The organism is Fluviirhizobium alvei (assembly GCF_030551875.1).
Classification (GTDB): domain Bacteria; phylum Pseudomonadota; class Alphaproteobacteria; order Rhizobiales; family Rhizobiaceae; genus Rhizobium_E; species Rhizobium_E alvei.
The window spans coordinates 35,744-58,738 of record NZ_JAUOZU010000004.1 but is presented as its reverse complement, the minus strand read 5'-3'; the positions used below and the strand labels follow the sequence as shown (position 1 = coordinate 58,738).

General features: G+C 59.4%; 23 protein-coding genes. 16 read left to right on the top strand and 7 right to left on the bottom strand.

Annotated features, from left to right (window positions below; all coding sequences use genetic code 11):
* Window positions 1-56: 56 nt before the first annotated feature.
* Window positions 57-1,064 (bottom strand): zinc ABC transporter substrate-binding protein ZnuA, encoded by a 1,008-nt coding sequence (gene znuA / locus Q4481_RS04730; protein ID WP_304375164.1) that lies wholly within the window; start codon window positions 1,062-1,064, stop codon window positions 57-59.
* A gap of 113 nt (window positions 1,065-1,177) precedes the next feature.
* Here znuA and Q4481_RS04725 point away from each other — a divergent pair, with 113 nt between their 5' ends.
* The 5 genes from Q4481_RS04725 to Q4481_RS04705 all read left to right on the top strand — a co-directional run bounded on the left by Q4481_RS04725 (window position 1,178) and on the right by Q4481_RS04705 (window position 8,962).
* Window positions 1,178-2,092 (top strand): ATP-binding cassette domain-containing protein, encoded by a 915-nt coding sequence (locus Q4481_RS04725; protein ID WP_304375191.1) that lies wholly within the window; start codon window positions 1,178-1,180, stop codon window positions 2,090-2,092.
* On the top strand, window positions 2,082-2,903 hold the full coding sequence (locus Q4481_RS04720) for a metal ABC transporter permease (RefSeq protein WP_304375163.1): 822 nt from the start codon (window positions 2,082-2,084) through the stop codon (window positions 2,901-2,903). The genes Q4481_RS04725 and Q4481_RS04720 overlap by 11 nt, the downstream gene beginning before the upstream one ends.
* A complete protein-coding gene (locus tag Q4481_RS04715) occupies window positions 2,900-3,301 on the top strand; it encodes a Fur family transcriptional regulator (RefSeq protein ID WP_304375162.1) in 402 nt (133 codons plus the stop codon). The genes Q4481_RS04720 and Q4481_RS04715 overlap by 4 nt, the downstream gene beginning before the upstream one ends.
* A 95-nt stretch (window positions 3,302-3,396) precedes the next feature.
* On the top strand, window positions 3,397-5,757 hold the full coding sequence (locus Q4481_RS04710) for a heavy metal translocating P-type ATPase (RefSeq protein WP_304375161.1): 2,361 nt from the start codon (window positions 3,397-3,399) through the stop codon (window positions 5,755-5,757).
* A 157-nt stretch (window positions 5,758-5,914) separates the two neighbouring features.
* Entirely contained in the window at window positions 5,915-8,962 is a 3,048-nt protein-coding gene (locus tag Q4481_RS04705; protein WP_304375160.1) for an EAL domain-containing protein, read from the top strand.
* Here Q4481_RS04705 and Q4481_RS04700 read toward each other — a convergent pair.
* Complete coding sequence (locus Q4481_RS04700) at window positions 8,937-9,464, bottom strand: gamma carbonic anhydrase family protein (RefSeq protein WP_304375159.1); 528 nt, start codon at window positions 9,462-9,464, stop codon at window positions 8,937-8,939. The two genes, Q4481_RS04705 and Q4481_RS04700, sit on opposite strands and share 26 nt — an antisense overlap.
* Window positions 9,465-9,702: 238 nt before the next feature.
* On the opposite strand from Q4481_RS04700, the gene Q4481_RS04695 reads away from it, so the two are divergent.
* Both Q4481_RS04695 and dusA read left to right on the top strand, forming a co-directional pair.
* A complete protein-coding gene (locus Q4481_RS04695) occupies window positions 9,703-10,392 on the top strand; it encodes a TerC family protein (protein ID WP_304375158.1) in 690 nt (229 codons plus the stop codon).
* Between the two features lie 8 nt (window positions 10,393-10,400).
* Window positions 10,401-11,429: a tRNA dihydrouridine(20/20a) synthase DusA gene (gene dusA / locus Q4481_RS04690; protein WP_304375157.1), complete on the top strand. Its 1,029-nt coding sequence runs from the start codon at window positions 10,401-10,403 to the stop codon at window positions 11,427-11,429.
* Here dusA and Q4481_RS04685 read toward each other — a convergent pair.
* A complete protein-coding gene (locus tag Q4481_RS04685) occupies window positions 11,413-12,420 on the bottom strand; it encodes a flagellin N-terminal helical domain-containing protein (protein ID WP_304375156.1) in 1,008 nt (335 codons plus the stop codon). The two genes, dusA and Q4481_RS04685, sit on opposite strands and share 17 nt — an antisense overlap.
* Window positions 12,421-12,793: 373 nt before the next feature.
* Here Q4481_RS04685 and Q4481_RS04680 point away from each other — a divergent pair, with 373 nt between their 5' ends.
* A complete protein-coding gene (locus Q4481_RS04680; protein ID WP_304375155.1) occupies window positions 12,794-13,411 on the top strand; it encodes a J domain-containing protein in 618 nt (205 codons plus the stop codon).
* A gap of 42 nt (window positions 13,412-13,453) precedes the next feature.
* Here Q4481_RS04680 and Q4481_RS04675 read toward each other — a convergent pair whose 3' ends face one another.
* Complete coding sequence (locus Q4481_RS04675) at window positions 13,454-15,286, bottom strand: calcium-binding protein (RefSeq protein ID WP_304375154.1); 1,833 nt, start codon at window positions 15,284-15,286, stop codon at window positions 13,454-13,456.
* Between the two features lie 574 nt (window positions 15,287-15,860).
* On the opposite strand from Q4481_RS04675, the gene Q4481_RS04670 reads away from it, so the two are divergent.
* Window positions 15,861-16,742, top strand: coding sequence for a LytTR family DNA-binding domain-containing protein (locus Q4481_RS04670; RefSeq protein ID WP_304375153.1), 882 nt, complete (start codon window positions 15,861-15,863; stop codon window positions 16,740-16,742).
* Here Q4481_RS04670 and Q4481_RS04665 read toward each other — a convergent pair.
* Window positions 16,721-17,335 (bottom strand): TetR family transcriptional regulator C-terminal domain-containing protein, encoded by a 615-nt coding sequence (locus Q4481_RS04665; protein WP_304375152.1) that lies wholly within the window; start codon window positions 17,333-17,335, stop codon window positions 16,721-16,723. The genes Q4481_RS04670 and Q4481_RS04665 overlap by 22 nt on opposite strands.
* 54 nt (window positions 17,336-17,389) lie before the next feature.
* Here Q4481_RS04665 and Q4481_RS04660 point away from each other — a divergent pair, with 54 nt between their 5' ends.
* Complete coding sequence (locus Q4481_RS04660) at window positions 17,390-18,277, top strand: DMT family transporter (RefSeq protein ID WP_304375151.1); 888 nt, start codon at window positions 17,390-17,392, stop codon at window positions 18,275-18,277.
* 48 nt (window positions 18,278-18,325) lie between these two features.
* Window positions 18,326-18,862 (top strand): GNAT family N-acetyltransferase, encoded by a 537-nt coding sequence (locus Q4481_RS04655; RefSeq protein WP_304375150.1) that lies wholly within the window; start codon window positions 18,326-18,328, stop codon window positions 18,860-18,862.
* Here Q4481_RS04655 and Q4481_RS04650 read toward each other — a convergent pair.
* Window positions 18,859-20,205: a CAP domain-containing protein gene (locus Q4481_RS04650; protein WP_304375149.1), complete on the bottom strand. Its 1,347-nt coding sequence runs from the start codon at window positions 20,203-20,205 to the stop codon at window positions 18,859-18,861. The genes Q4481_RS04655 and Q4481_RS04650 overlap by 4 nt on opposite strands.
* Before the next feature lie 200 nt (window positions 20,206-20,405).
* On the opposite strand from Q4481_RS04650, the gene greA reads away from it, so the two are divergent.
* Window positions 20,406-20,888: a transcription elongation factor GreA gene (gene greA / locus Q4481_RS04645; protein WP_304375148.1), complete on the top strand. Its 483-nt coding sequence runs from the start codon at window positions 20,406-20,408 to the stop codon at window positions 20,886-20,888.
* Between the two features lie 50 nt (window positions 20,889-20,938).
* Here greA and Q4481_RS04640 read toward each other — a convergent pair whose 3' ends face one another.
* Window positions 20,939-21,430: a histidine kinase gene (locus tag Q4481_RS04640; RefSeq protein WP_304375146.1), complete on the bottom strand. Its 492-nt coding sequence runs from the start codon at window positions 21,428-21,430 to the stop codon at window positions 20,939-20,941.
* A 374-nt stretch (window positions 21,431-21,804) separates the two neighbouring features.
* Here Q4481_RS04640 and Q4481_RS04635 point away from each other — a divergent pair, with 374 nt between their 5' ends.
* The 4 genes from Q4481_RS04635 (at window position 21,805) to Q4481_RS04620 (ending at window position 22,954) form a co-directional block, all read left to right on the top strand.
* Entirely contained in the window at window positions 21,805-22,014 is a 210-nt protein-coding gene (locus Q4481_RS04635) for a cold-shock protein (RefSeq protein ID WP_304375144.1), read from the top strand.
* 117 nt (window positions 22,015-22,131) lie between these two features.
* On the top strand, window positions 22,132-22,419 hold the full coding sequence (locus tag Q4481_RS04630) for a cold-shock protein (protein WP_304375142.1): 288 nt from the start codon (window positions 22,132-22,134) through the stop codon (window positions 22,417-22,419).
* A gap of 25 nt (window positions 22,420-22,444) precedes the next feature.
* Complete coding sequence (gene rpsU, locus Q4481_RS04625; RefSeq protein WP_304375140.1) at window positions 22,445-22,681, top strand: 30S ribosomal protein S21; 237 nt, start codon at window positions 22,445-22,447, stop codon at window positions 22,679-22,681.
* Between the two features lie 33 nt (window positions 22,682-22,714).
* Window positions 22,715-22,954 carry a hypothetical protein gene (locus Q4481_RS04620; RefSeq protein WP_304375138.1) on the top strand — a complete coding sequence of 80 codons (240 nt, stop codon included), beginning with the start codon at window positions 22,715-22,717 and terminating at the stop codon, window positions 22,952-22,954.
* Window positions 22,955-22,995: the final 41 nt, after the last annotated feature.

The following is a 22,995-nucleotide window of genomic DNA, read 5'->3' as shown; positions in this document are numbered from 1 at the left end:
GATCGGGCCGGCTCGCCTGTTGATGCCGGCCCATCGTGATCACGAACCGCCTGCGTTCACTTGCCGAGGCAAGCGGCAAGGTTCGTCGCAATGCCCTGCATCAGGTCGAAATACAGGTTTTCGCCGGGCACAAGCGAGCCGCCTTCCGGATCGAGCGTGCCGGAACGTGCATCGGTTCCCTCGATCACGACATTGATCAGCTTGGGTTCGAACTGGGGTTCTGCGAACACGCAGGTCGCCTTGAGTTCCGCGACCTTGGCGTGGATCTGGCGGATACGGTCGGCGCCCGGCATGGTTTCCGGGCTGACGGTGATCGAGCCCGCGACTTTGACGCCGAAATCATGTTCGAAATACTGGTAAGCGTCGTGGAAAACCACGAAGGGCTTGTCCTTGACCGGCGCGATGGTCTTTTCGATATCCTTGGCGAGCGCATCGAGCCGCGCGTCGAGCGCTTTCAGGTTTGCCGCATAGGCGGATGCATTGGCGGGATCAGCTTTTGCCAGCGTCTGTTCCATCGCGGTTGCCATGGCCTTGGCATTCGGTATCGACAGCCACGAATGCATGTCGAACTCGCTCTCGTGATGATCGTGCTCGTGTCCCTCTGCCTCATGGTCGTGCCCGGCCTCGGCCGTTTCAGCCTCATGATCATGGCCTGCGGCTTCCTCGTGGTGCTCTTCGTCGCCATGGTCATGGGCTTCAAACGGGCCACCTTCGCGGAATTTCAGCCGGGTCATGCCGGGAACATCCTCAAGCTCCACAATCGTCGCCTTGCTGCCCAGGGTTTCGAGCGGCTTCTCAAGAAAGCCCTCAAGCCCATGGCCTACCCAGAAAACGATCTCGGCATCCTGCAACCGTTCGGCATCGGATGGCTTCATGGAATAGGTGTGCGGCGAAGCCGCGCCTTCGACGATCAGGCCCGGTTCTCCGACGCCTTTCATGATGGCGGCTGCGAGCGAATGGATCGGCTTGATGGAGGTAATCACCCGCGGCGCCGCGGAGGCGGTGAGGGGAAGAGCCGCCAGGATCGTGGCGGCAAGAAGAGCAGTCGTGAAGCGGTTGGACATGAGATCCTCACTTGTTTTGCATTGTTATGTTATTACATAAATTGCGTAACGCTATAACGTATGGCATAGCCGGTGCCAAGACCCGATGAGGAAAAACCATGCTTGAGTCCACCATGCCTGCAGCACGGCAGCAGGAGCGGCTTGTCCGTCTTGACGATGCCGGCATCCGGCGCAAGGGCCGCTGGCTTGTTCGTGGCGTCAGCTTCGATGTCACGCGCGGGGAGATCGTCACGCTTATCGGTCCCAACGGTTCGGGCAAATCCACGAGCGCCCGCATGGCAATCGGCCTCCTGAAGCCGGATGAAGGCAGTGTTGACATTCGCCCCGGCCTGCGGGTCGGCTATGTGCCGCAGAAAATGCAGATCGACCGCACTATGCCGCTCGCGGTCGAGCGGCTGATGACGCTTACCGGCACGCTGACGAAGAGGGAAATCGCGGCGGCGCTTGCCGAGACGGGCATTTCCCACCTTGCGAAGGCGGAGGTGCAGGATCTGTCGGGCGGCGAGTTCCAGCGCGCGCTCTTGGCGCGTGCCATTGCCCGCAAGCCGGATCTCCTCGTTCTCGACGAGCCTGTTCAGGGTGTCGATTTCAACGGAGAGATCGCCCTCTATGAATTGATCAGCACCATCCGTGATCGCATCGGCTGCGGCATTCTCCTGATTTCGCATGATCTGCATGTCGTGATGGCGGCCACCGATACGGTCATCTGCCTCAATGGGCATGTCTGCTGCCGCGGCACACCGGAGATCGTCTCGCAGAGCAGTGAATATCAGCGCCTGTTCGGCGCCCGGGCCTCGGGCGCGCTTGCGCTTTACAGCCACCATCACGACCATACCCACCTGCCCGACGGGCGCGTGTTGCATGCGGATGGAACCGTGACGGATCATTGTACGCCCGGGGATGGGCACCATCATGGGGCTGCGGTTGCGGATGACCATATCCATGGGCCGGACTGCGGCTGCGGTCACGATCACAGCCGATTGACGCGGTCAGACGCGCTTCAGAAGGGCAACAACGATGCTCGATGATTTCTTCACCCGCGCCATCGTCGCCGGGATTGGCATTGCGCTGACGACCGGACCGCTCGGCTGTTTCATCATTTGGCGGCGCATGTCCTATTTCGGCGATACGATGGCCCATTCGGCGCTTCTGGGCGTGGCGCTTTCGCTGCTTTTCGATCTCAATCTCATGGTGGCCGTCTTCATCGTCGCTTCGCTTGTGTCGGTGCTGTTGCTGTTTCTGCAGCGGATCGGCTCTTTGTCGGCCGATGCGCTTTTAGGCATCCTGTCGCATGCGGCGCTCTCGGTCGGTCTGGTCCTGCTTGCCTTCATGACCTGGGTGCGGGTCGATCTCGTCGGCTTCCTGTTCGGCGATATTCTGGCGGTCGGCAAAGGCGATATCGATATCATCTGGGGTGGTGGCATTCTGGTGCTGGTGGCGCTCGTCTCGATCTGGCGACCGCTGGTCGCCGCTACCGTGTCGGAAGACATCGCCGAAGCCGAAGGCATGAAGCCGGCTCGGGCCCGGCTCTATTTCATGCTGCTTCTTGCGCTCGTCATTGCCATCGCCATGAAGATCGTCGGCATTCTCCTCATCACCTCGCTGCTCATCATCCCGGCCGCTGCTGCCCGCCGCTTCGCGGCTTCTCCGGAAGTCATGGCGGTGATGGCGGCCTTCATCGGGGTTGTGGCGGTGGTGGGTGGTCTGTTCGGCTCGCTGCAATTCGATACGCCATCGGGACCTTCGATCGTCGTTGCCGCGCTTTTCCTGTTCGTCCTGAGCCTGATCCGGCTCCCATCGGGTTCGGCGGCCAATGCGATCCGTGGAGACAAGTCATGAAATCCAACGTAGATCTGACCCGTAACCAGACGCTGGTTCTCAATGCGCTCAACGGTGCCTCGGCGCCACAGAGCGCCTATGACCTGCTCGACAGGTTGCGCGGTGATGGTTTCCGGGCTCCGCTGCAGGTTTACCGGGCGCTGGAGAAGCTGCAGGCGCTCGGCCTCGTTCACCGGCTCGAGAGCCTCAATGCCTTCGTCGCCTGTTCGCACCAGCATGATCACGATCACCATAGCCATGGCGTGACGGCCTTTGCGATCTGCAATGCCTGTGGTCAGGTCAACGAATTTCATGATCAAGCCATCGATGTGCGGCTGCAGGAGTGGCAGATGGCCAGCCACTTCAAGGCAGAGAAGACAACGATAGAAATCCGCGGCCTGTGCCGCGCCTGCTCGTAAGCGTCTCTTGATTTGTATCAAGACGTCATAGGGTGCATAAAGATAGTTTGCGTCCTATGTCATGATTCAAGGCTTCCGAGGTTAGCATGCACAACATGATCGAGTCGGTCACCGGCCCCCTGTTCGATTCCGCCGCCGCTCCGGGCGAGGGAGGAGATACGCCGATTGCCATCGATCCGGTCTGCGGCATGAAGGTCAAGCTCGGTATCGGCAAGCCGAGCCTCGTCCATGAAGGTACCGAATATCATTTCTGCAATCCGAAGTGCAAAGCCCGCTTTTCGGCCGATCCCTGGTTCTATCTCTCCGGTCATTCGAAGAACAAGCCGAAGCAGGCCAAGGCGGCGACGCAATATACCTGCCCGATGGATCCTGAAATCATCCGGTCGGAGCCCGGTGCCTGCCCGATCTGCGGCATGGCGCTCGAGCCGATGAACCCGACGGCGAGCGAAGGCCCAAACCCGGAACTTGTCGATTTCACGCGCCGGTTCAAGCTCTCGCTCGCTCTGGCAGTTCCGCTCGTCATCTTGTCGATGGGACCGATGCTCGGCCTGCCGATCCGCGACTGGATCGGCCATCGCCTGTCCTCTTTCCTGGAAATGGCGCTTGCAGCCCCCGTGGTGCTCTGGGCTGCCAAGCCCTTCTTCGAACGCGGCTGGATGTCGCTCCGGACGGGCCACTACAATATGTGGACGCTGATCATGCTCGGCGTTTCGGCAGCCTTTGGTTACAGTGTCGTCGCCACCCTCGTGCCACAGATCTTCCCGCATGACATCGCCGGACATGGCGGCGATGTACCGGTCTATTTCGAAGCGGCGGCCGTCATCATCGCGCTTGTCTTTCTCGGCCAGATTCTCGAACTGCGGGCGCGCGACAGAACCGGAGAGGCAATCCGGGCGCTGAGCCGGCTGGCGCCGAAAACGGCCCGCCGCATCCAGCCCGACGGGACCGAATTCGACGCACCACTTGAAAATATCCTGCCGGGCGATCTCTTGCGGGTGCGTCCCGGCGAGGCCGTTCCAGTCGATGGCGAGGTGACCGAGGGTCATTCGCCGGTCGATGAAAGCATGATCACCGGTGAGCCGCTGCCAGTCGAAAAGAGTGCCGGCAGCAAGGTCACCGGCGGTACGCTGAACCGGTCGGGTCAATTCGTCATGCGTGCCGGCCATGTCGGCGCCGATATGCTGCTGAGCCGGATCGTGCAACTGGTCGCCGAAGCGCAACGGTCGCGGGCGCCGATCCAGAAGCTGGCCGATCGGGTTTCCGCCTGGTTCGTTCCCACCGTCGCAGGTGTTTCTGTACTGGCCTTCTTTGCCTGGCTGCTGTTTGGTCCGTCGCCTTCTATCGTCTATGCGCTGGTCGCTGCGGTTTCTGTCCTCATCATTGCTTGCCCTTGTGCGCTCGGTCTCGCCACACCGGTTTCGGTGATGACGGCGACCGGTCGCGGTGCCGAGGCGGGCGTGCTCGTCCGCGAAGCTTCAAGCCTCGAACGCCTCGCCAAGGCCGATACGCTTGTCGTCGATAAGACCGGGACGCTGACGCGCGGGCTCCCTGCGCTTGAAAGCGTGGTGCCCGCTCCCGGCGTTCATTCGCTGGAAGCATTGGGGCTTGCGGCCTCGCTCGAAAACGGATCCGAACATCCGCTCGGCGATGCGATTGTCGAGGGGGCAAAGGCGCGCGGTGCAACCTTGTTTCCGGTCGAGGATTTCAAGGCGGTCACCGGAAAGGGCGTCACCGGCACGGTTTCGGGCCGGCGGGTCATGCTCGGCAATGATGCCATGATGGCGGACGCGGGGATATCGATTGCGGATTTCCAGGAGGATGCTGCGGTCAAGCGTGCGCTCGGCCATACGGTCATCTTCTGCGCCATCGATGGTGTCGCAGCCGCGCTGATTGCGGTCAACGATCCGGTCAAGGACGAAGCGAAGGCGCTTGTGGACGCTCTCACCGCAGCCGGCATGCGCATCGTCATGGCGACAGGCGACAATGCCGCAACCGCCAACCATGTCGCAAGCCGCCTTGGCATCCGCGAGATCCATGCCGGCCTTATGCCGGATGGCAAGAAAGCGTTGATCGATCGTCTCAAATCGGAAGGTCATGTCGTGGTTATGGCTGGCGACGGGGTCAATGATGCCCCGGCGCTCGCGGCAGCCGATGTCGGTATCGCCATGGGGACCGGTGCAGATGTGGCGCTCAAGAGTGCAGGCATCACCCTCGTCAAGGGCGATCTTTCCGGTGTTTTGCGCGCGCGCCGGCTGGCCTATGCCACCATCGCCAACATCAAGCAGAACCTGTTCTTCGCCTTCGCCTACAATGCCGTCGGCGTTCCCCTGGCGGCCGGCCTTCTCTATCCGTTTACCGGCTCGCTTCTGTCGCCGATGGTTGCCGCCGCCGCCATGAGTCTGTCGTCGGTTTCGGTCATCAGCAATGCATTGAGACTGCGTCGTGTGCAGTTGTAACCACTGACAGTCGCAAAACGTAAGGCGATTTAAACCAAGCTGCAATCTGTGGTTCTGGCGGGCTATATATGCGCGTTCCTCTTAATTCATTTTAAAGTTCTCAATCATACTTTTCTTACGCAACGATTGTGATCAGACGCCTGACGCGGGATCGGCTATGAACGATAGAGAATCTGATTGGCGCCAGCCCTTCTTCAACAAGGTCGGGCTCAGGTTTCGCCACAAGATCCTGCTCGGTATGGGGCTCACCCTCATTTCCGGCATGGTTTCCGGTGCCGTTGCGGTTTTCAATGTGCGTGAAGTCGGCAATTCCGTCAATTTTTCGGTCGAAGCCGCGTCCCCCCTGCTGATTGGTGCCATATCGCTGTCCGAGAGCTATCAGAAGCTGCAATCGGTTTTCGACCCTGTCATGAAGAATTGTGCGGGTCTTGAAGGTGCGGCCCGATTTCTCAACGATTCCGAAGTAAGCCAGGGCCGGAAGCTCGATGCGCTTAAGCCGCTGGCGAAACAGGCCGATGCGCAAGCGGAACTGGGGCGTTACGAATTCTCCGGCCAGAAGATCTTCCGGACGCGCAAGGCGTTGCTGGATGTCTGCCATCGCAACACGGCGCTGCGGGCGCAGCTTTCATCGGCGGAAGCGGGTCTGAAAACCTCGACCGGCGAAATTGCGATTATTGCCTCCACGAATGTCCTGGAGATTGAGAGCAGTCTTTCAGGTTACTGGAACAAAGCGACGAAGTCCGGCATGAACTTGCCGGATGTTCCGACCCTGGATGCCGCCGAGGCGAAACTCTCGGCCATGGTGATCCAGAAGCGGCTGCGCGATTTTTATCGCATCAAGCTCTACATGTCCGAGATCAACATGGCGCATGTCGATCTTGAAGGCGTCACCAAGCAGTTTGATCTCGAGCGCAAACTGAAATCCTATCGCGTGCGAACATCCTCGTTGGAATCCTCCATCCGCGAGTTGCGGCCGCATTTTGCCGAGCATGACCGGACGCTCGACTACAATCGCATGCTGGCGCAGGCCTACAACACCCGGTATCTCCTCTATGATGGTCCGGAATCGCTGTTCTCCTCCTTTTTTGATCTGATCAAGAACGAACGCGAAAAGGAGAGCCTCGTCACCCGCCTGCAGCGCGAGCAGGGGCAATATTCGGTCGCTCTCCTCAACATCATGGATGTCGCCCAGCGCATCAACCGCAATGCTCAGATGAAGACGGAGCGCTATGCGCTGATCGCAATCTGGGAGATCGCTGCCGGTGTGTTCATTTCGGCGATTCTTGCGCTCATCATCGGCTGGTACTTCAAATCCGCCGTTACCAAGCCGCTCGAACTTCTGACCGGAAATGTCAGTCGGCTTGGCCAGAGGCTGACGGGCGATACCAAGCCGGTCGATGAAGTGCTTCTGAAACGCGGCGATGAGATCGGCGACCTTGCCAACCAGTTTGCCCAGACATTCCAGGCCCTGGCCGATGCGCGCCTGCAGCTTCAGGAAGCGTCGCAGGCCGAAATCGCCATGCAGCGCGATCGTCTTCATGGTGCGATCGAGAACATGCCGCAGGGGCTTTACATGCTCGATGCGACCGGCCGGATCGTGGTGGCGAACCGGCAGCTGGCCTCGCATTACCATCTGGGGTCCGCCAACGAAATCCAGGGCATGACAGTACCGGATTTCATCGCCCTTTGCCGCAGCAAGGGTGCTGGCGTCCGCAAGGTCATTTCGGATGAAGTGGTCTCTCCGGCCATTGTCGACGGGCGGTCGACCAAGCAGCGCCTCGTCGAACTCGATGACGGTCGTTTCATGACCATGACTGTGATGCCGCTTGCGGATGGCGGTTATGTGGTTACTCACGAAGACATTACCGAGAAGAAATCGGCAGACGACCGGATCGCCCATCTCGCCCTGCATGACAGTCTGACGGGTCTGGCGAACCGCACTCTGTTCCGCAATCATGTCGCCCGCTATCTGGAATCGGGATCATCGAGCCGGCAGGCGGCGCTGCTCTTCCTCGATCTCGACCGGTTCAAGATCGTCAACGATACGCTCGGTCATCCGATCGGTGACGCGCTTCTGGTCGAAGTGGCCAACCGGCTCAAGTCCTGCCTCAACGAGGACAGTTTCGCAGCCCGTCTCGGCGGCGATGAGTTTGCGGTGTTCCACGTCATCAAGGAAAACGAGAGCTGCATCGATACGCTCTCGTCGGAGATCATCCGCAAGATCTCGGAGCCGTTCGACATCTGCGGCCATCATATCAATATTGGAACATCGATCGGCGTTGCCATCCATCCTCGGGATGGCAATGACCCCGACGAGTTGCTCAAGAATGCCGATCTGGCACTTTATTGCGCCAAGCAGGAGGGTCGGGGGCAGTTCCGTTTCTTCGAAGCGGACATGGACCGGCGCATGCGCGATTTCCAGGCGATGGAACGCGATCTTCGCGAGGCTATCCAGCTCAACCAGTTCGAACTTTACTTCCAGCCGATGGTCCATATCGCCTCCGGCTCGATCTCGGGCTACGAGGCCTTGGTCCGCTGGCACCATCCGACGCGCGGCTTCGTTTCGCCCGCCGATTTCATCCCGGTCGCGGAAGAAGCCGGTCTTATCCACGAACTCGGCAGCTGGATCCTCGATGAGGCCTGCCGTATCGCCATGACCTGGCCGAGCCATATCGTCGTGTCGGTGAACATTTCGCCGATCCAGTTCGGTGGCGTCGGCCTGCCGTTGGCCGTTGCCTCGGCACTTTCGAAATCCGGTCTGCCCTGCGAACGGCTAATGCTGGAAATCACCGAAGGCGTCTTCCTCAACGACAGCGATCATACGATGATGATCCTGGCCCAGCTCAAGGCGCTCGGCGTCAGCTTTGCGATGGACGATTTCGGTACCGGCTACTCGTCGCTGAGCTATATCCGCAAGTTCCCGTTCGACCGGATCAAGATCGACCAGAGTTTCCTCCGCGATCTGTCCGACAATCCGGAATCACTGGCAATCGTGAGGGCGGTGACCAATCTCTGCCGCGATCTCGGCATGAAGACCACGGCGGAAGGCGTTGAGACGATCGAACAGGTCACCATCCTGCAGCGTCTCGGTTGCGGCTATGCGCAAGGATATCATTTCGGCCGTCCGATGACGGCGTCGGCGGTGCTCGAACAGCTCGCCGACGTGGCGCACCGGCCGCTCAAAGTTGTTTCAAGCCACTCCTGAAACGCTTCCAGTTGGCGATGTAACTCGCCGCAGAGCGTTTCAGTCCTTCCACTGCTGCCTCGTCGAGCGTGCGGACCACACGGGCGGGCGAGCCGACGATCAGGGAATTGTCTGGAAACTCCTTGCCCTCGGTGACCAGGGCGTTGGCGCCGATCAGGCAGTTGTTGCCGATCCTGGCGCCGTTGAGGACAGTCGCTCCCATACCGACGAGAGAATTGTCGCCGATGGTGCAGCCATGGATGATGGCGTGGTGACCGATGGTGCAACCCTTGCCGATCGTGACCGGCTGGCCCGGATCGGTATGGATCATCGTTCCTTCCTGGATATTCGTGCCTTCGCCGAGGACGATCGGTTCGTTGTCGCCGCGCAAGACAGAGCCGAACCAGATGCCGCAATCGGCGCCGATCACAACATTGCCGATCACATGGGCATCCGGCGCCACCCAGTAGCGGTCGTCGTCGGGCAGGGTGGGGCGGGTGTCGTCGAGAGAATAAAGCGGCATGGTCGGTCCTCCTGTTTGCACGGATAGAAACAGGCCTGAGCAAATCCGCAAGGCTCGCATGATGTTTTTGCACAGCCGAGCCTTCACTTTCGCCTTGTTCGTCTGAAAGAACAACCTCCATCCGTGTCGAGCCTGCGACGATCGACTTTCGTAGAAGGTTGACTCATCGGAGGATTTCGTCCAATTGGCTGGTTATCTCGGGCGACTGAGCCGATTTCCCATTTTTGACGAGAAGATTATGTTTGGTTTGGACTATGCTGCTTTCGCAGCCTTCGCTCAGGTTGTCATGATCGACCTCGTGCTTGCGGCAGACAATGCCATTGTCATCGGCCTCGCCGCGGCTGGCCTGGCTCCCGAGCTTCGCCGCAAGGCGATCCTGATCGGTATTCTCGCCGCCACCGTCCTGCGTATCTTCTTTGCGATCATCGCCACAGAGCTGATGCAGATCATCGGCCTGATCCTCATCGGCGGTATCCTGCTGCTCTGGGTGTCCTGGAAGATGTATCGCGAACTGACGGTCAAGCCGGAAGACATTGCCGACGCCGAGGAGGCACTCAGCGATCAGGACGAGAACCGGGACGGCAAGGTTGCCGGCCAGGCCGGAACCAAGACGCTCAAGGATGCGGTGTTCCAGATCATTGTCGCCGATGTGTCGATGTCGCTCGACAACGTGCTGGCCGTCGCCGGTGCCGCGCGCGAACATCCGACCGCGCTAATTTTCGGCCTTGGCCTGTCGGTCGTGCTGATGGGGGCTGCCTCGGCCGCCATCGCCAAGCTTCTCCACCGCTTCCGCTGGATCGCCTGGGTCGGCCTGCTTGTCATTCTCTATGTCGCGATCCGCATGATCTATGAGGGTGCCGATCAGGTTCTCGGTCATACGCTGCCGAACATACCGCTGCTCAAGAGCGGTATGCCGGCGGCCCATTGAGGCCTTCCATGTACGCGGCGGCCCTGGCGGACAAGGCAAAGATTTTTGCCGTCGCGCCGATGCTCGACTGGACCGATCGGCACTGCCGCTACCTGCACCGACTGTTGTCGCACAAGGCGCTGCTTTACACGGAAATGGTGGTTGCGGATGCGGCCATCCATGGGCCGCGCGACCGGCTGCTTGCCTACGATCCGTCCGAACATCCGATTGCCCTGCAGTTGGGCGGTTCCGATCCGGCGAAGCTTGTGGACGCCGTGCGCGTGAGTGCTGATTACGGCTATGACGAGATCAACCTCAATGTCGGCTGCCCGTCAGATCGCGTTCAGTCGGGCACGTTCGGTGCCTGTCTGATGTTGACGCCGGATCTGGTTGCCGAATGCGTGGCGGCCATGAAGACGGTTTCGTCCGTGCCTGTCACGGTCAAATGCCGGATCGGCGTCGATGAGCAGGATCCCGAAATCGCTCTCGATACGCTTGCTGACAAGGTGTTTGCTGCTGGTGCCGATGCGCTGTGGGTCCATGCCCGCAAGGCCTGGCTTAAAGGATTGTCGCCGCGCGAGAACCGCGAAATCCCGCCGCTCGATTACGATCGCGCCTACAGGCTCAAGAAGCGTTTTCCGAGTCGATTCATTGGCTTGAACGGGGGAATTGCCGATCTCGATCAGGCGGTTGAACATCTTTCTCACATGGATGGCGTCATGCTTGGCCGCGCAGCCTGGCATAATGCCGCCCTTCTGGGAGAGGTCGATCACCGGGTCTATGGCGAACCGGCACGGCCAATCGACTGGAACCATGTGCGCGACCGGATGATGGATTATGCGGAGAGCTGGCTTGTGGGCGGCGGACGCCTCAATGCGGTAACCAAGCCGATGCTTGGCCTTTTTGCCGGCGTGGATGGCGCCCGGCGCTACCGGCAGATCCTGTCGACCGATGCGGTTCGGCCCGGTGCCGGGCCAGAGGTGATCGCGCGTGCCTTCGAAGAAGTCATCGGCGCCACCGCACGGGGCGCCGATCTCGGTGTTACTGCAGTAGCTTGAGCACCGATTGCGGATTGGAGTTCGCAATCGAAAGCGATGTCAGGCCGAGCGACTGCTGACCCTGCAGAACCTTGAGCCGGGTCGATTCCGCGTTCATGTCGGCATCCACCAGGCGGCCAACGCCCTTGTCGATCGTATCGGTCAGATCGTCGGCAAATTCGCTCTGCATGTTGATGCGGGTGGCGAGTGCGCCAAGGGTGCCTGCGACGTCGGTCACATCGAGCAGCATCGCATCGACGACATCGAGCATCTCGGTAAGTTCTGCATCGGTCGTTGCTGAGGTGAGGGTGATCTCCTGCTGCGGCAGGGTTGCGGATGAGTAGCTGTTCGAGCGCGTCCCCATATCGAGCATGATCCAGCCGGTCGTCTGGCCAAGTGCAACCGAATAGCGTTCCGATGTCAGGATGCCGAATTCGCCATGGGTCGCATCCGACGCATCGATGAGCGCGAAGGGCGGATCGAGGGCGGTCACGCTGTTGGAACCATATTCGAGCACCTTGACGGAAACGGTATTGTCGGAATTGCGGTTGAAGGCGCCAACCACTTCCTTGACGCCGGTCAGCCAGGGGCTGTCGGACTTTTCGTAATAGACCCAGTTCTGGGCATTGAAGGTCGCCGAGGTGGCCGTGCTCATCAGCTGGTTCTTGAGTTCCTCGATTTCGGTACCGACCTTGCCGCGGTCGACGCCGGGTTCGCGTGCCGCCACCAGCCGGGACTTGACCTCAGCCAGCAGGTCCGCCGCCTGCGACAGGCCGGAATAGGCGGTGTCCGCCGTTGCCGCACCAAGTGCCAGCGCATCGCGAACGGCCGAGATTGCAGCCGTATCGGAGCGCATTGTGGTTGCGATCGACCAGTAGGCGGCGTTGTTCTTGGCGGTTTCGACGCGATAGCCGGTGGAGATCCTGTTCTGGGAATCTTCGAGTTGCGAACTGATGCCGCGCAGGGTTGCAAGCGCTGCAGTCGCCGGGTTGTTTGTAATTATGCTTGTCATTGAATCTTCGTCTCGAAAAGGAACCCGTTATCGGGAATGATTGTTGAGGGAGACGCAATACCTGACGCTAATGTCGCCAAATATGGTTAACAATTGCCAAATTCTGATTGCAAAGAGTCATATCCTGTTCATCTCGGTTGACGAAAATTAACGGTGTAGGCGTCTTTTCACCTGTGAAATGCGGCCGGATCTCCACAATTTTGTCGTGGCACCGTGAATAAGGTGCGGTTGGTGGCGAGAGGCTTGTCGGGTCCTGTCCGAGGGGGTACACAGATCCGGCTATGTTGCTCTGATGCGATGCGGTTCATTGAAATCAATGAGTTAAGCCATGGTCGCCCGAAGAGTCTGCCGTTCGCGATCGTGACGAATTGAAATGAGGGTGCGAAGTTTGATGGATCCCTACAGCCTTCTCGGGCTTGAACGCGATGCTCAGGAGCCCGCCATTCGCGAGGCCTGGAGAAAGGCTGCCAAAGGCGCCCATCCGGACACCGGCGGCGACGCAGACACATTCGCCCGGCTGCAGGTGGCCTATGATCTCCTGCGGGATCCTGTGCGTCGACGCATCTTCGATGACACCGGATATGATCCGGAACTGGCGGATCCGAAGGATCTCGAAGGCGTGAAACTACTTGAACGGCTTGTCAATGACGTCATTCTCGACGAACGTGAGCCCGGCAGTTTCGATCCGGTCTCCGCCATGCGGCGATCGCTGTCCGACGATATCGTCAAGAACCGTATTCATATTCTGGAGCTTGAACGCCACCGCAACCGGGTACGCCAGCATATCGACCGTCTGGGCGGCAAGAGCGGCAGCGATGTTCTGGGATCGATGCTCAGGGCCCGCAGCGAAACGATCGCGGATGCGATCCGCAAAACCGAGCGCCAGATCGAGATGATCGAACATGCCTACCAGATGCTGGAAGGCTATCGTTACGAACTGCAGGTCGAGCTTCAGATGGCCGCACAGGTGCGCGACGAGGCCGCGGAATGAAGAGGCGACCGGTGCAGTGACTGCGCCGGTCGCCCTGCTTGATCAGAGTACGAACTGATCGGCCGTAATCGAGCGGATGCCTTCGAGGAAAATCGAGCCATCGGCGCGGCCATCGCCATCCATATCGGCGAACACCGTCAATCCTTCACCCTTGGTGAACTGTATCCGCAGTTCCCCAGCCTGGCCGCTGAAGGCATCCGTGTCGATGAACGTGAAGGCCTGATCGTCGGTCAGGTTGGCATCGGCATCGATCTGCGACAGGTCAATCAAATCACCCTGCTTGGCGCGGAAATCGGTGATCGTATCGCGCTGGCTGAACGAACCGCCGTCGTCGAAGAGGAACGTATCGGCATCCTTGCCACCGGTGAGGATATCCTTGCCGCGTCCGCCGAAAATGGTGTCGTTTCCACTGCCGCCGCTGATCGTGTCGCTACCCATCCGACCCAGAAGCATGTCGTTGTCATTGCCGCCGAAGATCGTGTCCTCCCCGATGCCGCCGTAAACAGTATCGTCGCCCTTGCCGGCATTGATCGTGTCGTTGCCGTCATATCCATTGATGCTGTTGGCGAGGTCGTTCCCTTTGATCTGATTGTCTTCGGTGCCGGCCTTGATCGAGACCTGGTGCGTCGTCAGGTTGAGGACGACACCCGAAGCGGCGGTGACGAAGTTTTCGTAGTAAAGCGTGAATTCTTCCGTCGCACTGCCGGCTTCATAGACGCTGGTGTCGCTGGCGAGTTCCAGTGCAATGCCATCGGTAAGCGGTTCCGAGCTTTCGAAGGCAGAGAAGCCGGTTTCCCATTTGTCCTGATAGACGCCGACATCGATGCCGGCCTCGAACTTGCCATAGGCGACCTGCCAGTCGATCGATGCATCGAAGACGAGCGAGGTGACTGCGGTTACCGTCATCATCAGCTGGTAGGTGGCGGTCACGGTGAAGGAACCTTCGCCCTCCGGCGTTTCGAATTCGAACTTGTCGCCGAGATCACCGGTCACGGTCTCGCCGAGACTGGTTTCCATCGTCACTTCGACATCCGGCGTCACCGTAATGTCCTGGCCGATCGAGGCGGTCCCGACCAGCTTGGCATCGAGCAAGCCGGTTTCCACCGTAAAGGAGACGACGCTGAGATCAAGCGATTCATCTACCGAAAGGGGCACGGGCAGGAAGGCGTCGAGGTCGACTTCGGCGGTCACGACAGGGCTTGATTTTCCGGTCAGGTGGTAGGAGCCGAACTGGCTGCCGTCATCGACGAGCTCAACCTCATCATATTCGAATTCCGGAATGGCGGCCGCAACGGTGCCGAACCCCAGATCAAGTTCATAGATCTCGCCATCGAGGCCGCCAAGAATGTCGGCGGTCACTTCGAAAATGGTTTCGTCGAGGCTGGCGGAGAAATCGGTGTCGAACAGCGTCGTGCTTCCATCGCCCCAATCGACGCCGATATCGTAGTCATATCCGACTTCGGCTGAAAGCGATCCTTCGATGGAGGTCGACAGGTCGATCTTGACGTAGGATTCAGCGGCGCTCGGGCCGGTCGCAGACAAGGCACCGTCTTCGGACTCCCCGAGCGAAAAGCCGGAGAGATCGATGAAGGCGCTGCTGTTGGGGGCCAGGTCGCTGTCCGATGTGGTCGCATTGGATTCGAGATCGAACGACGATTCGATCTTGCCGAGATCGAGATGGGCCGTGCCAAGCAAGGCGAAGGAAAAATCGTAGCTATAGTTGAATTTTGCCCAGACATTGGCGACATCAAGAATGTTCTGGCTCAGCTCGATCGTATCGGAATCCGAATCGTCAAAGGATAGATCCAGAAACGTATAATCGATGGCGGTGCCGAGATCCTTTCCGAACATTCCACCTTCAAAACTAAGCTGCATTTTCTGCTCCATTGGGCGCGTTCGCTCAGGCCGGATCTTGAACCAGCAAGCGGAACTTGATTGATTTTATTAGAATTCCCTCGCCTGATGGGGCGATCGGATCCCCCGGCAAATCCCACGAATATTGCGTTTTCGCAACTTGGCGGGACGGTCCGATCGCGGGTTTTGTGCGAAAATTCGCAACATTGGTGCGAATTTTCCAACGGGTGACAATCGCTTGTGGAGGTTTGGTCGCCGCGCACGCCCTGGATGGCTCGGCTCCAGATTTGCCGACGATGGAATGAAGCGCGCGACTTACCGCGGTCCGAAAGCCATGACAGCAAGTCCCCTCATACGCAGCCCGTCGCCGTTAATCGTATATTTGAAAAAACTCAATTATTCACCGCTTCGGGAGCCATTCCCAGTGGCGTGATCATGGATATTTGTGCCATGGAAGGGATGAGGTTCCTGATGCCGCGCGGAAAACACGTATGGAAACAGGGCTCACGACGGAATGTGTTCGATCGGTAACGTTGAGCCGACTGCCCAAGTCGGCAAGTGAATGGCGCCAAACATCTGACCAAATCTATTACTCATGACTTACGAGACCACGACTGTTTCCAAGCGATCTGAATTCGAGCAGCGCCCCTACGCCGACTACAGGCGTTTTGCTGTCTATTTCGCGACGCATCCGGTGTTACTCGGCATGATAACGCTGTTGTCGGTTCTTCCGGCCACGGGCATGTTCGCACGGGAATATCCGGGATTGCCGGTATGGGTCGAGGTCGTGATCTTCGTTGTGCGGCTGGCCGGTTATTTTACGGCAGTCCTGTTGTTGCTGGCGCCGTGGTTCCATTTTTGCGTTGGACGCGGCATTCCGCTGTTCTTTGCCTATCTGGGCTTCATTTTTGGGCTCATTCTGCTTTTCCATCTCATTCTGACGCCCTTTACCCATCAATATATGGGCATACCTGTTTCGATGCGGATTTTTCGGCAGCTTGCCTTGAATACGGCGACCACGCTGACCCTGTTTCTGGCCATCGGCAAGGATGTCAGCCGCTTTCTCTCGTTGCCTGGCCGGCCCATTCCCGTCTGGTGGCCGGATCGAGATCCCCAGGTGCAGGACACAGATGCGAGTGCTGCAAGGGCATCGCTTTCTGTCGAAGGCGAAATTCTCAGCATTCAGGCGCAGAATCAGTATGTGTCCATTCGCGTCGGGGACAGAACCACCCTGCATCGCATGACGTTCCGGGATGCGCTTGAACAGGTCGCGCCGGACGATGGCATCAAGATCCACCGGTCCTGGTGGATCCGGAAGTCCCTGATTGCTGGCATTCGCAAGGACGGTACCAATTTCAAGGTCGTCGGGCATGACGGGTTGATCTATCCGCTGTCCAAATCTCTCGTCGAAGCCGTCGAGCAGGTGCTGGCGGACCAGGCTGCGCCCGTTCCACTTCAAGGCGTAGCGGTCGACTGAACCATTGCGACCGACAGGAGCCGTGGGATGGTGCGGGTGCGGAAACGACGAAAGGCGGCCGGATCGTCGGTCGCCTTCATGCGGATCAGGGTCCCTTCATAGGCATCGATGATATCAGTGGCGAGTTCAGCCGTATCCGAGGTGGCATCGATCTCGCCGGCTTTGCGGGCACCCTCGAGAATTTCGACGATGGCCGCGTGCCAGGTCTCGTAGGAGCGTGCCAGACGGGTCCGGATAGCGGCATCGCGCGCCGTCACGGTCTGCGCGAGAACGCCGTAAAGGCAGCCGCCGGACGGGTGATGGTCCAGCAACTCCTCTTCGATCACTTCGAAATAACGGTCCAGCTTTTGCAGCGAGGTGAGGTTGGGATCGGCCAGAAGTGCCTCGCGCATGGTGCGGTAGCGCGCCTCATAGGCATCGAGAATCGAAAGGACGAAATCGTCCTTGCTCTTGAAGAAATAATAGAACGATCCTTTCGGTACATTCATGGCCGATAGCACGGGGCCGATGCCGATCCCCTCATAGCCATGCGCAAGCATTTGCCGCAGGCCTTCGGAAATGAGCATGTCGCGTGTCGTGGATTGGATGGACATTTACTAGACGACCGTCTACTGGAGAATTGTTCACTGATTTTCACGGTTCCCGACATGATTTTAGCACGTAATCGCCAGCTTGGCATCCTTCTCGTCCTGTTCTCGACGCTTCTGTGGAGCACCGCCGGTCTGTTCGTGCGGATGGCCGAACTCGATGTCTGGTCGATCGTCGGCTGGCGTTCGGCCTTTTCCTTCGTCACGCTCGGAACCTTCATGCTGGTGCGCAACCGGATGACCTCCGACGACGGTAACGGACGACAATTCGGCTGGCTCGGCCTCTTTGCCGGCTCGGTTTCGGTCGTCGCGACCATCAGCTATGTGGCGGCATTGCAGTGGACAACGGTTGCCAATGTGATGATCGTCTATGCGGCATTGCCGTTCCTTGCCACTTTGATTGCCTTTCTCTGGTTCCGCGAACGGGTCACGAAACGGTTCATCCTGGCAGGCTCGGTCGCCTTCCTCGGTGTGGTGCTGACCGTTGGCGCCGCAGTGAGCCCGCGCGATCTCCTCGGCATTGGCGCCGCCTTTGCCATGACCGCCGGATTTGCGCTGCAACTCGTCATCGCCCGCCGTCACCCCGCCATGGATTCGACCGCGATCACCGTTCTTGCCGCCGGCGGTGCGCTGCTCGTTGCGCTGCCCTTCATGCCGGGCGGCATTCCGGCGCCGCAGCAACTGCTGGCCTGTGCGCTCTACGGCATTCTTACGACTGGAATAGCCTATATCCTGATCCTGATGGGTTCGCGCCTGATCGGGGCCGCCGAAGCCAGCCTCCTGTCTCTGCTCGATGTCGTTCTCGGTCCGCTCTGGGTCTGGATCTTCTACGACGAGCGCGTCGGATTGCCGGTGCTGGCCGGCGGCGCGGTGGTGCTGACCGCCGTGGTCTGGTACATTGTCTATGGAGCCGGCGAGACAGCGGCGGACGTCGCCCCAGCCGAGTGAAGGGGGTGTGCGCTGGCGGTCGGCTGACTTATCCGCTAGCATTGCACCATGATTCCGATATTGCACACCGAGCGGCTTATTCTTCGGCCGCACCAAGCCGCTGATTTCGATGCCTATTTCGCCATGTGGTCCGACCCCGCGGTCGTTCGATTCATCGGCGGCAAGCCCTTCGATCGCGAGACCTCCTGGACCCGATTTCTGCGCCATGCCGGCATGTGGCTCCATATGGGTTTCGGCTATCTGGCAATCACCGACCGGCAGACCGGCGCCTTCCTGGGGGAAACCGGTTTCCAGGAATTGCGCCGCAAAATAGACCCGGCGATCGAGGGATCGCTGGAGGCAGGCTGGGTGCTGCGTGGCGCAGCCCAGGGCAGGGGCATCGTAACCGAAGCCGTCAGTGCCATGATGGCCTGGGCCGATGAGGCGCATGCCGGGCGGCGGATCACCTGTTTTATCGAACCTTCGAATGAAGCCTCGCGCCGCGTGGCCGCCAAGCTCGGCTTTGCCGAATTTGCAAGGACGGACTATCACGGCGCCGAGGTTATTCTATTCGAACGCAACGCGCCCTCCCGGACCCAGTCCTAAAGATCGAAATCGCCTGCGGTCATCGCGTGGCGCCCATCGAGCCTGAGCAGAAAATCCACGCTGCCATCGCCATTCGTATCGCCCTGAATGAACGTATCGCCGCCGGATGAAAAGGCGCGCAGTTCGCCGGCCTTGTGATGGAAGGCCTCGCCGCCAATGAAGCTGAAATCCTGATCGCCGGCCTTTTTCGAATTGGCATCGACCAGTTCCATATTGATCGTGTCGGCGCCGGTGAAATCCGTGATCCGGTCCGCCGTCGAGTTGGTCTTGCCGGAATGGCGATCATCGAAACGGAACTGGTCCGCACCACTGCCGCCGACCAGAACATCGACGCTGAGCCCGCCGATCAGCACATCGTTTCCGGCTTTGCCATCGATCCGGTTGGCCGCATCATTGCCCGTCAGTGTCTGGCCATTGGTGCCGCCGGCAAGATCGATTGCCGCAATGCCGAGCGCATGGACCTGCCGAACATTGCCTGACACGAAAGCGAGCTCCCCGTTGGTCCAGACTTCGTTGCCATTGACCACATCGACCTTGATATTGGTGACGAAAGTTTGCAGTCCGACCGTGACATCGCCATTGGCAAGATCGAAGAGAATGCTGCGGGCATTGCCGTTCGCCATCGCCAGCTCGTAACCACCGCCGGAACCGGTCGTGTCGGAGAGGCCGCCTCCCGAGACCTTGCGGCCGGCGATCTGTTCGCCGACGCTGAAGAAATCATTGTTGATGACATTGTCCTTGTAGACGACGCCGGTGACGAACAGGCTGGTGCCGCTGCGGGCAAAATCCTGTGTGACCATGGAACTGTTGAACTGGGTGCCGCCGCTTTCAAAGGCGAACTTTCCGCTCTCCTGGCCGATACCGATTTCGCGGTAGGCATCCTCGAGAATGTTGAGACGGTGGCCACGGCCATCAATGTTTTCATCGACGAAGAGATCCTTGTGCTGGGCAATGATCATCTGCGTGAGATCTTTCGCGTTGATCTGTGTCGTGGTGCCCCGCACGGCAATGTTTTCGCCGGCCGTGAAACTGCCGCTGAACGTGTAGCCCGCGTTCGTCATGCGATCCGATGGATTCTTTCCGGTGAAGCCCGAGGTGCCGGATGTTTCGCTGTGATCGAAGATATCGTGGGCCAGCATCCAGGAACTGTGCCTGGCGGCGGCCTGGGCAAGATCGTCATTGCCGGCCAGAACCTGTTTTGGTGCGGATGAAATGCGGTCCGCAGCGGCGACACCTTCGTTGAGGTTGCTCAGCCCCATGCGCCTGGCTTCGCCCACCGGATCCATCCTCGCCCGGTTTGTCAGTTCGAGCATCAACTGTTCCTGCGCAGACAAATTCGCCATCGGTCTCTCCAGCCTTCTGTTTCATCGAAGCCTAGCAGGAATATTCCATGCGGGAAGGCACCTGTCGTCAAAAGAATTGTCCTGCAAATCAGGAAGGCGGGGATGCCGATGCTTCTGTCGTTGGCAAGACTTGTGTTCAAGCCGGCATTTGGGCAGTGTCGGTTGTACTTGCGACAATTAAGCCGGGCGGGAGTTTAACGTTGAGCGTAGCCTTTCTGAAGGAAGAGAGTGCCGAAACCGCTTCCGAGACGCAATTGCCGGATCGGCCGATTTCGCCCCATCCCAATCTCGTGACCCGGACGGGTCTGGCCGAACTCGAACGCCTGCTTGCCGAGGCGAGAGCTCTCTTCGAGGTGGCGAACGGGCTCGAGGACGCCAACGAAAGGCGGCGCCAGACGGCAGCGCCGCTGCGCGACATTCGCTATTTCATCGAGCGGCTGCGCACGGCGCAGGTGATGCCGGAGCCCTCGGGCGACGAAAGCGTTGCATTCGGTTCGACCGTGACGTTCGAACGCGATGACGGGCGCGTGCAGACCTATCGGATCGTGGGCGAAGATGAGGCCGATCCGAAGACGGGCTCGATTTCCTTTGTCTCGCCGGTGGCGCAGGCGCTGATCGGCAAAGGCATCGGGGATCTGGTGACAGTCGGAACCCAGGAGCTCGAAATCACCGCGATCAATTGATTCCTGCTGTGATGCCGGGCGACCCAGCGGCCGCCCGACAGTCGTATCAATCAGTTCGCCGGCTTCAGGCTGCGCATGATGGCGTTGACGGCTTCGGCATTCTTGTCTTCCTCGCCCTGGGTGCCCCAGTAGGTGAAGACGAGGTTCTTGTCGCCAACGGTGACGGCTGCAAGGCCGATGCTGGCAGGGCCATCCGCATCGGTGCCCGACCAGGAAATGGTGAAGAGCGGCATGCCGTTGAGCGTGCCTTCATCCTGCTTGGCGGAGGCGGCATCGACGGTGACGCCCTGTTCCTTCAGATACTCGATCGCTTCCTTGACGGTCGCTTCGGTATTGTCGGCGGTGGCGACATCGACGGCCAGATAGATCGAATTGTCAGGCGCGGTGGCATCGATGCCGGTTTCGGTTTCCTTCGGACCCCAATCGTCCGGAATGGTCATGGTGGCGACCGGCGCATCGCTCGGAAAGCTGATTTCGGCGGCAAAGGCGGAGGTTGTGAAGAGGAGGGCGGCCGCGACGCTGGCCAGGATGGTTCTGTGCATGATTGTCTCTCCAGAGCATGCGATTCGTACGGCGTGAGATTAGCGCAAGTGGATTGGCTTTACGCCTAGGCTCAAGGAATCGATGCAAATTTCCTTTCCTGTGCCGTTTGGCGAAGGCGGCGCGGCAGGCTGGAAAAGCCCGCGATAATATCCTTCCATGAAAACAGAGGGATAGGTGGATTAGCTGCCGAAATTTCAAAATGCGGCCTGTTTCGCTTGCAAAATCAAAAATAGAGACTATATCTAGCCTATCGACCATTGCTTGTGACGTCGCTACAGAGCCTGAGGCTCAAGCCGGATTTCCTCTCAAATAATCGATCTATCCTCGCAAGGTATCGCGAGAACAACAACGATTGCTTCGAAAGGAAATCGTTATGAACACAGGTACAGTGAAGTGGTTCAACGCCACCAAGGGTTTTGGTTTCATTCAGCCGGATGACGGCGGCACGGACGTTTTCGTGCATGTCTCGGCCGTGGAACGTGCCGGCATGCGCGGCCTCAATGACGGTCAGAAGATCCGTTATGACATCGTCCGCGACCGCAAGTCCGGCAAGAATTCTGCAGACAACCTGCAGGCTGCTTGATTTGTCATTCGCCGCCGTTGACCACGGATGTACTGGCAGCGCGGCTGAGTGATGGTGAGAGGTCGGGTCCATGCCCGGCCTTTTGTTTTTCTGTTTTCCACCACAGGAGCGGTCGACATGCTCAAGCATCGTTACAGACCCGGTGACGTGGTTGTCCTCAAGGCCCGCGTGCTCGGTGCGCGCCAGCCGGACGGTCGCGGCGAAATCATCAGCCTGCTGCCGGAGACGCGTGGCCTTAATGCCTATCGCGTCCGGTTCGAACAGGAGACGTTCGAACGCAGCATCGGCGAGGATGATATCGACCCCGATACATCGTCCGTACCGCGCCTCGATCCGTCGTCCAGAACTTCCGCCGCCAGCCGTTCGAGCTGGATCAATTCCAACAGCATCCGCATGAAGAAGTAGCAGCGCCGCTGCGTCAGGAGATATCTTGCAGGTCATCGTCAGAGATAACAACGTTGAACAGGCCCTCCGGGTTCTGAAGAAGAGAATGCAGCGCGAAGGCATCTTCCGCGAAATGCGCGCGCGCGAATCCTTCGAAAAGCCGTCCGAAAAGCGGGTGCGCGAAGCGGCGGAAGCCGTGCGCCGTCACCGCAAGGCGCAGAAGAAGAAGCTGCAGCGCGAAGGCCTGTTGCCGGCGCCGAAGAAATCCCCCCGCGCGCGTTGATCGCGCGCCAGCCATGCCAGGAGGCAGACGGGTATGAAAGCCACAACTAACATGCCCGCCCGTCTCTCTTCGCAGGACAAGGCCGCCCTGACTGACCGGACGGCCCGTGAAATTGTCGAGCGTGAGGCGATCACCCGCAACCGCAAGACGGAACGGCTCCGCGCACTGCGCGAAGCCCGTCCCCCCGAGCCCGAGGCGATCGTGACCCCGGCGCCCAAGAAGGCGGTCGCCAAGACGGCCAAAACGTCGAAAAAATCCCCCTCCAAATCGTAACATCCGGACGTTGATGACCGGGCCGATGGGCATTGCCGTCA

Bases quoted from the DNA above. Each gene is read 5' to 3' on its own strand.
- znuA (WP_304375164.1), bottom strand. From the start codon at position 1,064: ATGTCCAACCGCTTCACGACTGCTCTTCTTGCCGCCACGATCCTGGCG.
- Q4481_RS04725 (WP_304375191.1), top strand. From the start codon at position 1,178: ATGCCTGCAGCACGGCAGCAGGAGCGGCTTGTCCGTCTTGACGATGCC.
- Q4481_RS04720 (WP_304375163.1), top strand. From the start codon at position 2,082: ATGCTCGATGATTTCTTCACCCGCGCCATCGTCGCCGGGATTGGCATT.
- Q4481_RS04715 (WP_304375162.1), top strand. From the start codon at position 2,900: ATGAAATCCAACGTAGATCTGACCCGTAACCAGACGCTGGTTCTCAAT.
- Q4481_RS04710 (WP_304375161.1), top strand. From the start codon at position 3,397: ATGATCGAGTCGGTCACCGGCCCCCTGTTCGATTCCGCCGCCGCTCCG.
- Q4481_RS04705 (WP_304375160.1), top strand. From the start codon at position 5,915: ATGAACGATAGAGAATCTGATTGGCGCCAGCCCTTCTTCAACAAGGTC.
- Q4481_RS04700 (WP_304375159.1), bottom strand. From the start codon at position 9,464: ATGCCGCTTTATTCTCTCGACGACACCCGCCCCACCCTGCCCGACGAC.
- Q4481_RS04695 (WP_304375158.1), top strand. From the start codon at position 9,703: ATGTTTGGTTTGGACTATGCTGCTTTCGCAGCCTTCGCTCAGGTTGTC.
- dusA (WP_304375157.1), top strand. From the start codon at position 10,401: ATGTACGCGGCGGCCCTGGCGGACAAGGCAAAGATTTTTGCCGTCGCG.
- Q4481_RS04685 (WP_304375156.1), bottom strand. From the start codon at position 12,420: ATGACAAGCATAATTACAAACAACCCGGCGACTGCAGCGCTTGCAACC.
- Q4481_RS04680 (WP_304375155.1), top strand. From the start codon at position 12,794: ATGAGGGTGCGAAGTTTGATGGATCCCTACAGCCTTCTCGGGCTTGAA.
- Q4481_RS04675 (WP_304375154.1), bottom strand. From the start codon at position 15,286: ATGCAGCTTAGTTTTGAAGGTGGAATGTTCGGAAAGGATCTCGGCACC.
- Q4481_RS04670 (WP_304375153.1), top strand. From the start codon at position 15,861: ATGACTTACGAGACCACGACTGTTTCCAAGCGATCTGAATTCGAGCAG.
- Q4481_RS04665 (WP_304375152.1), bottom strand. From the start codon at position 17,335: ATGTCCATCCAATCCACGACACGCGACATGCTCATTTCCGAAGGCCTG.
- Q4481_RS04660 (WP_304375151.1), top strand. From the start codon at position 17,390: ATGATTTTAGCACGTAATCGCCAGCTTGGCATCCTTCTCGTCCTGTTC.
- Q4481_RS04655 (WP_304375150.1), top strand. From the start codon at position 18,326: ATGATTCCGATATTGCACACCGAGCGGCTTATTCTTCGGCCGCACCAA.
- Q4481_RS04650 (WP_304375149.1), bottom strand. From the start codon at position 20,205: ATGGCGAATTTGTCTGCGCAGGAACAGTTGATGCTCGAACTGACAAAC.
- Q4481_RS04640 (WP_304375146.1), bottom strand. From the start codon at position 21,430: ATGCACAGAACCATCCTGGCCAGCGTCGCGGCCGCCCTCCTCTTCACA.
- Q4481_RS04635 (WP_304375144.1), top strand. From the start codon at position 21,805: ATGAACACAGGTACAGTGAAGTGGTTCAACGCCACCAAGGGTTTTGGT.
- Q4481_RS04630 (WP_304375142.1), top strand. From the start codon at position 22,132: ATGCTCAAGCATCGTTACAGACCCGGTGACGTGGTTGTCCTCAAGGCC.
- Q4481_RS04620 (WP_304375138.1), top strand. From the start codon at position 22,715: ATGAAAGCCACAACTAACATGCCCGCCCGTCTCTCTTCGCAGGACAAG.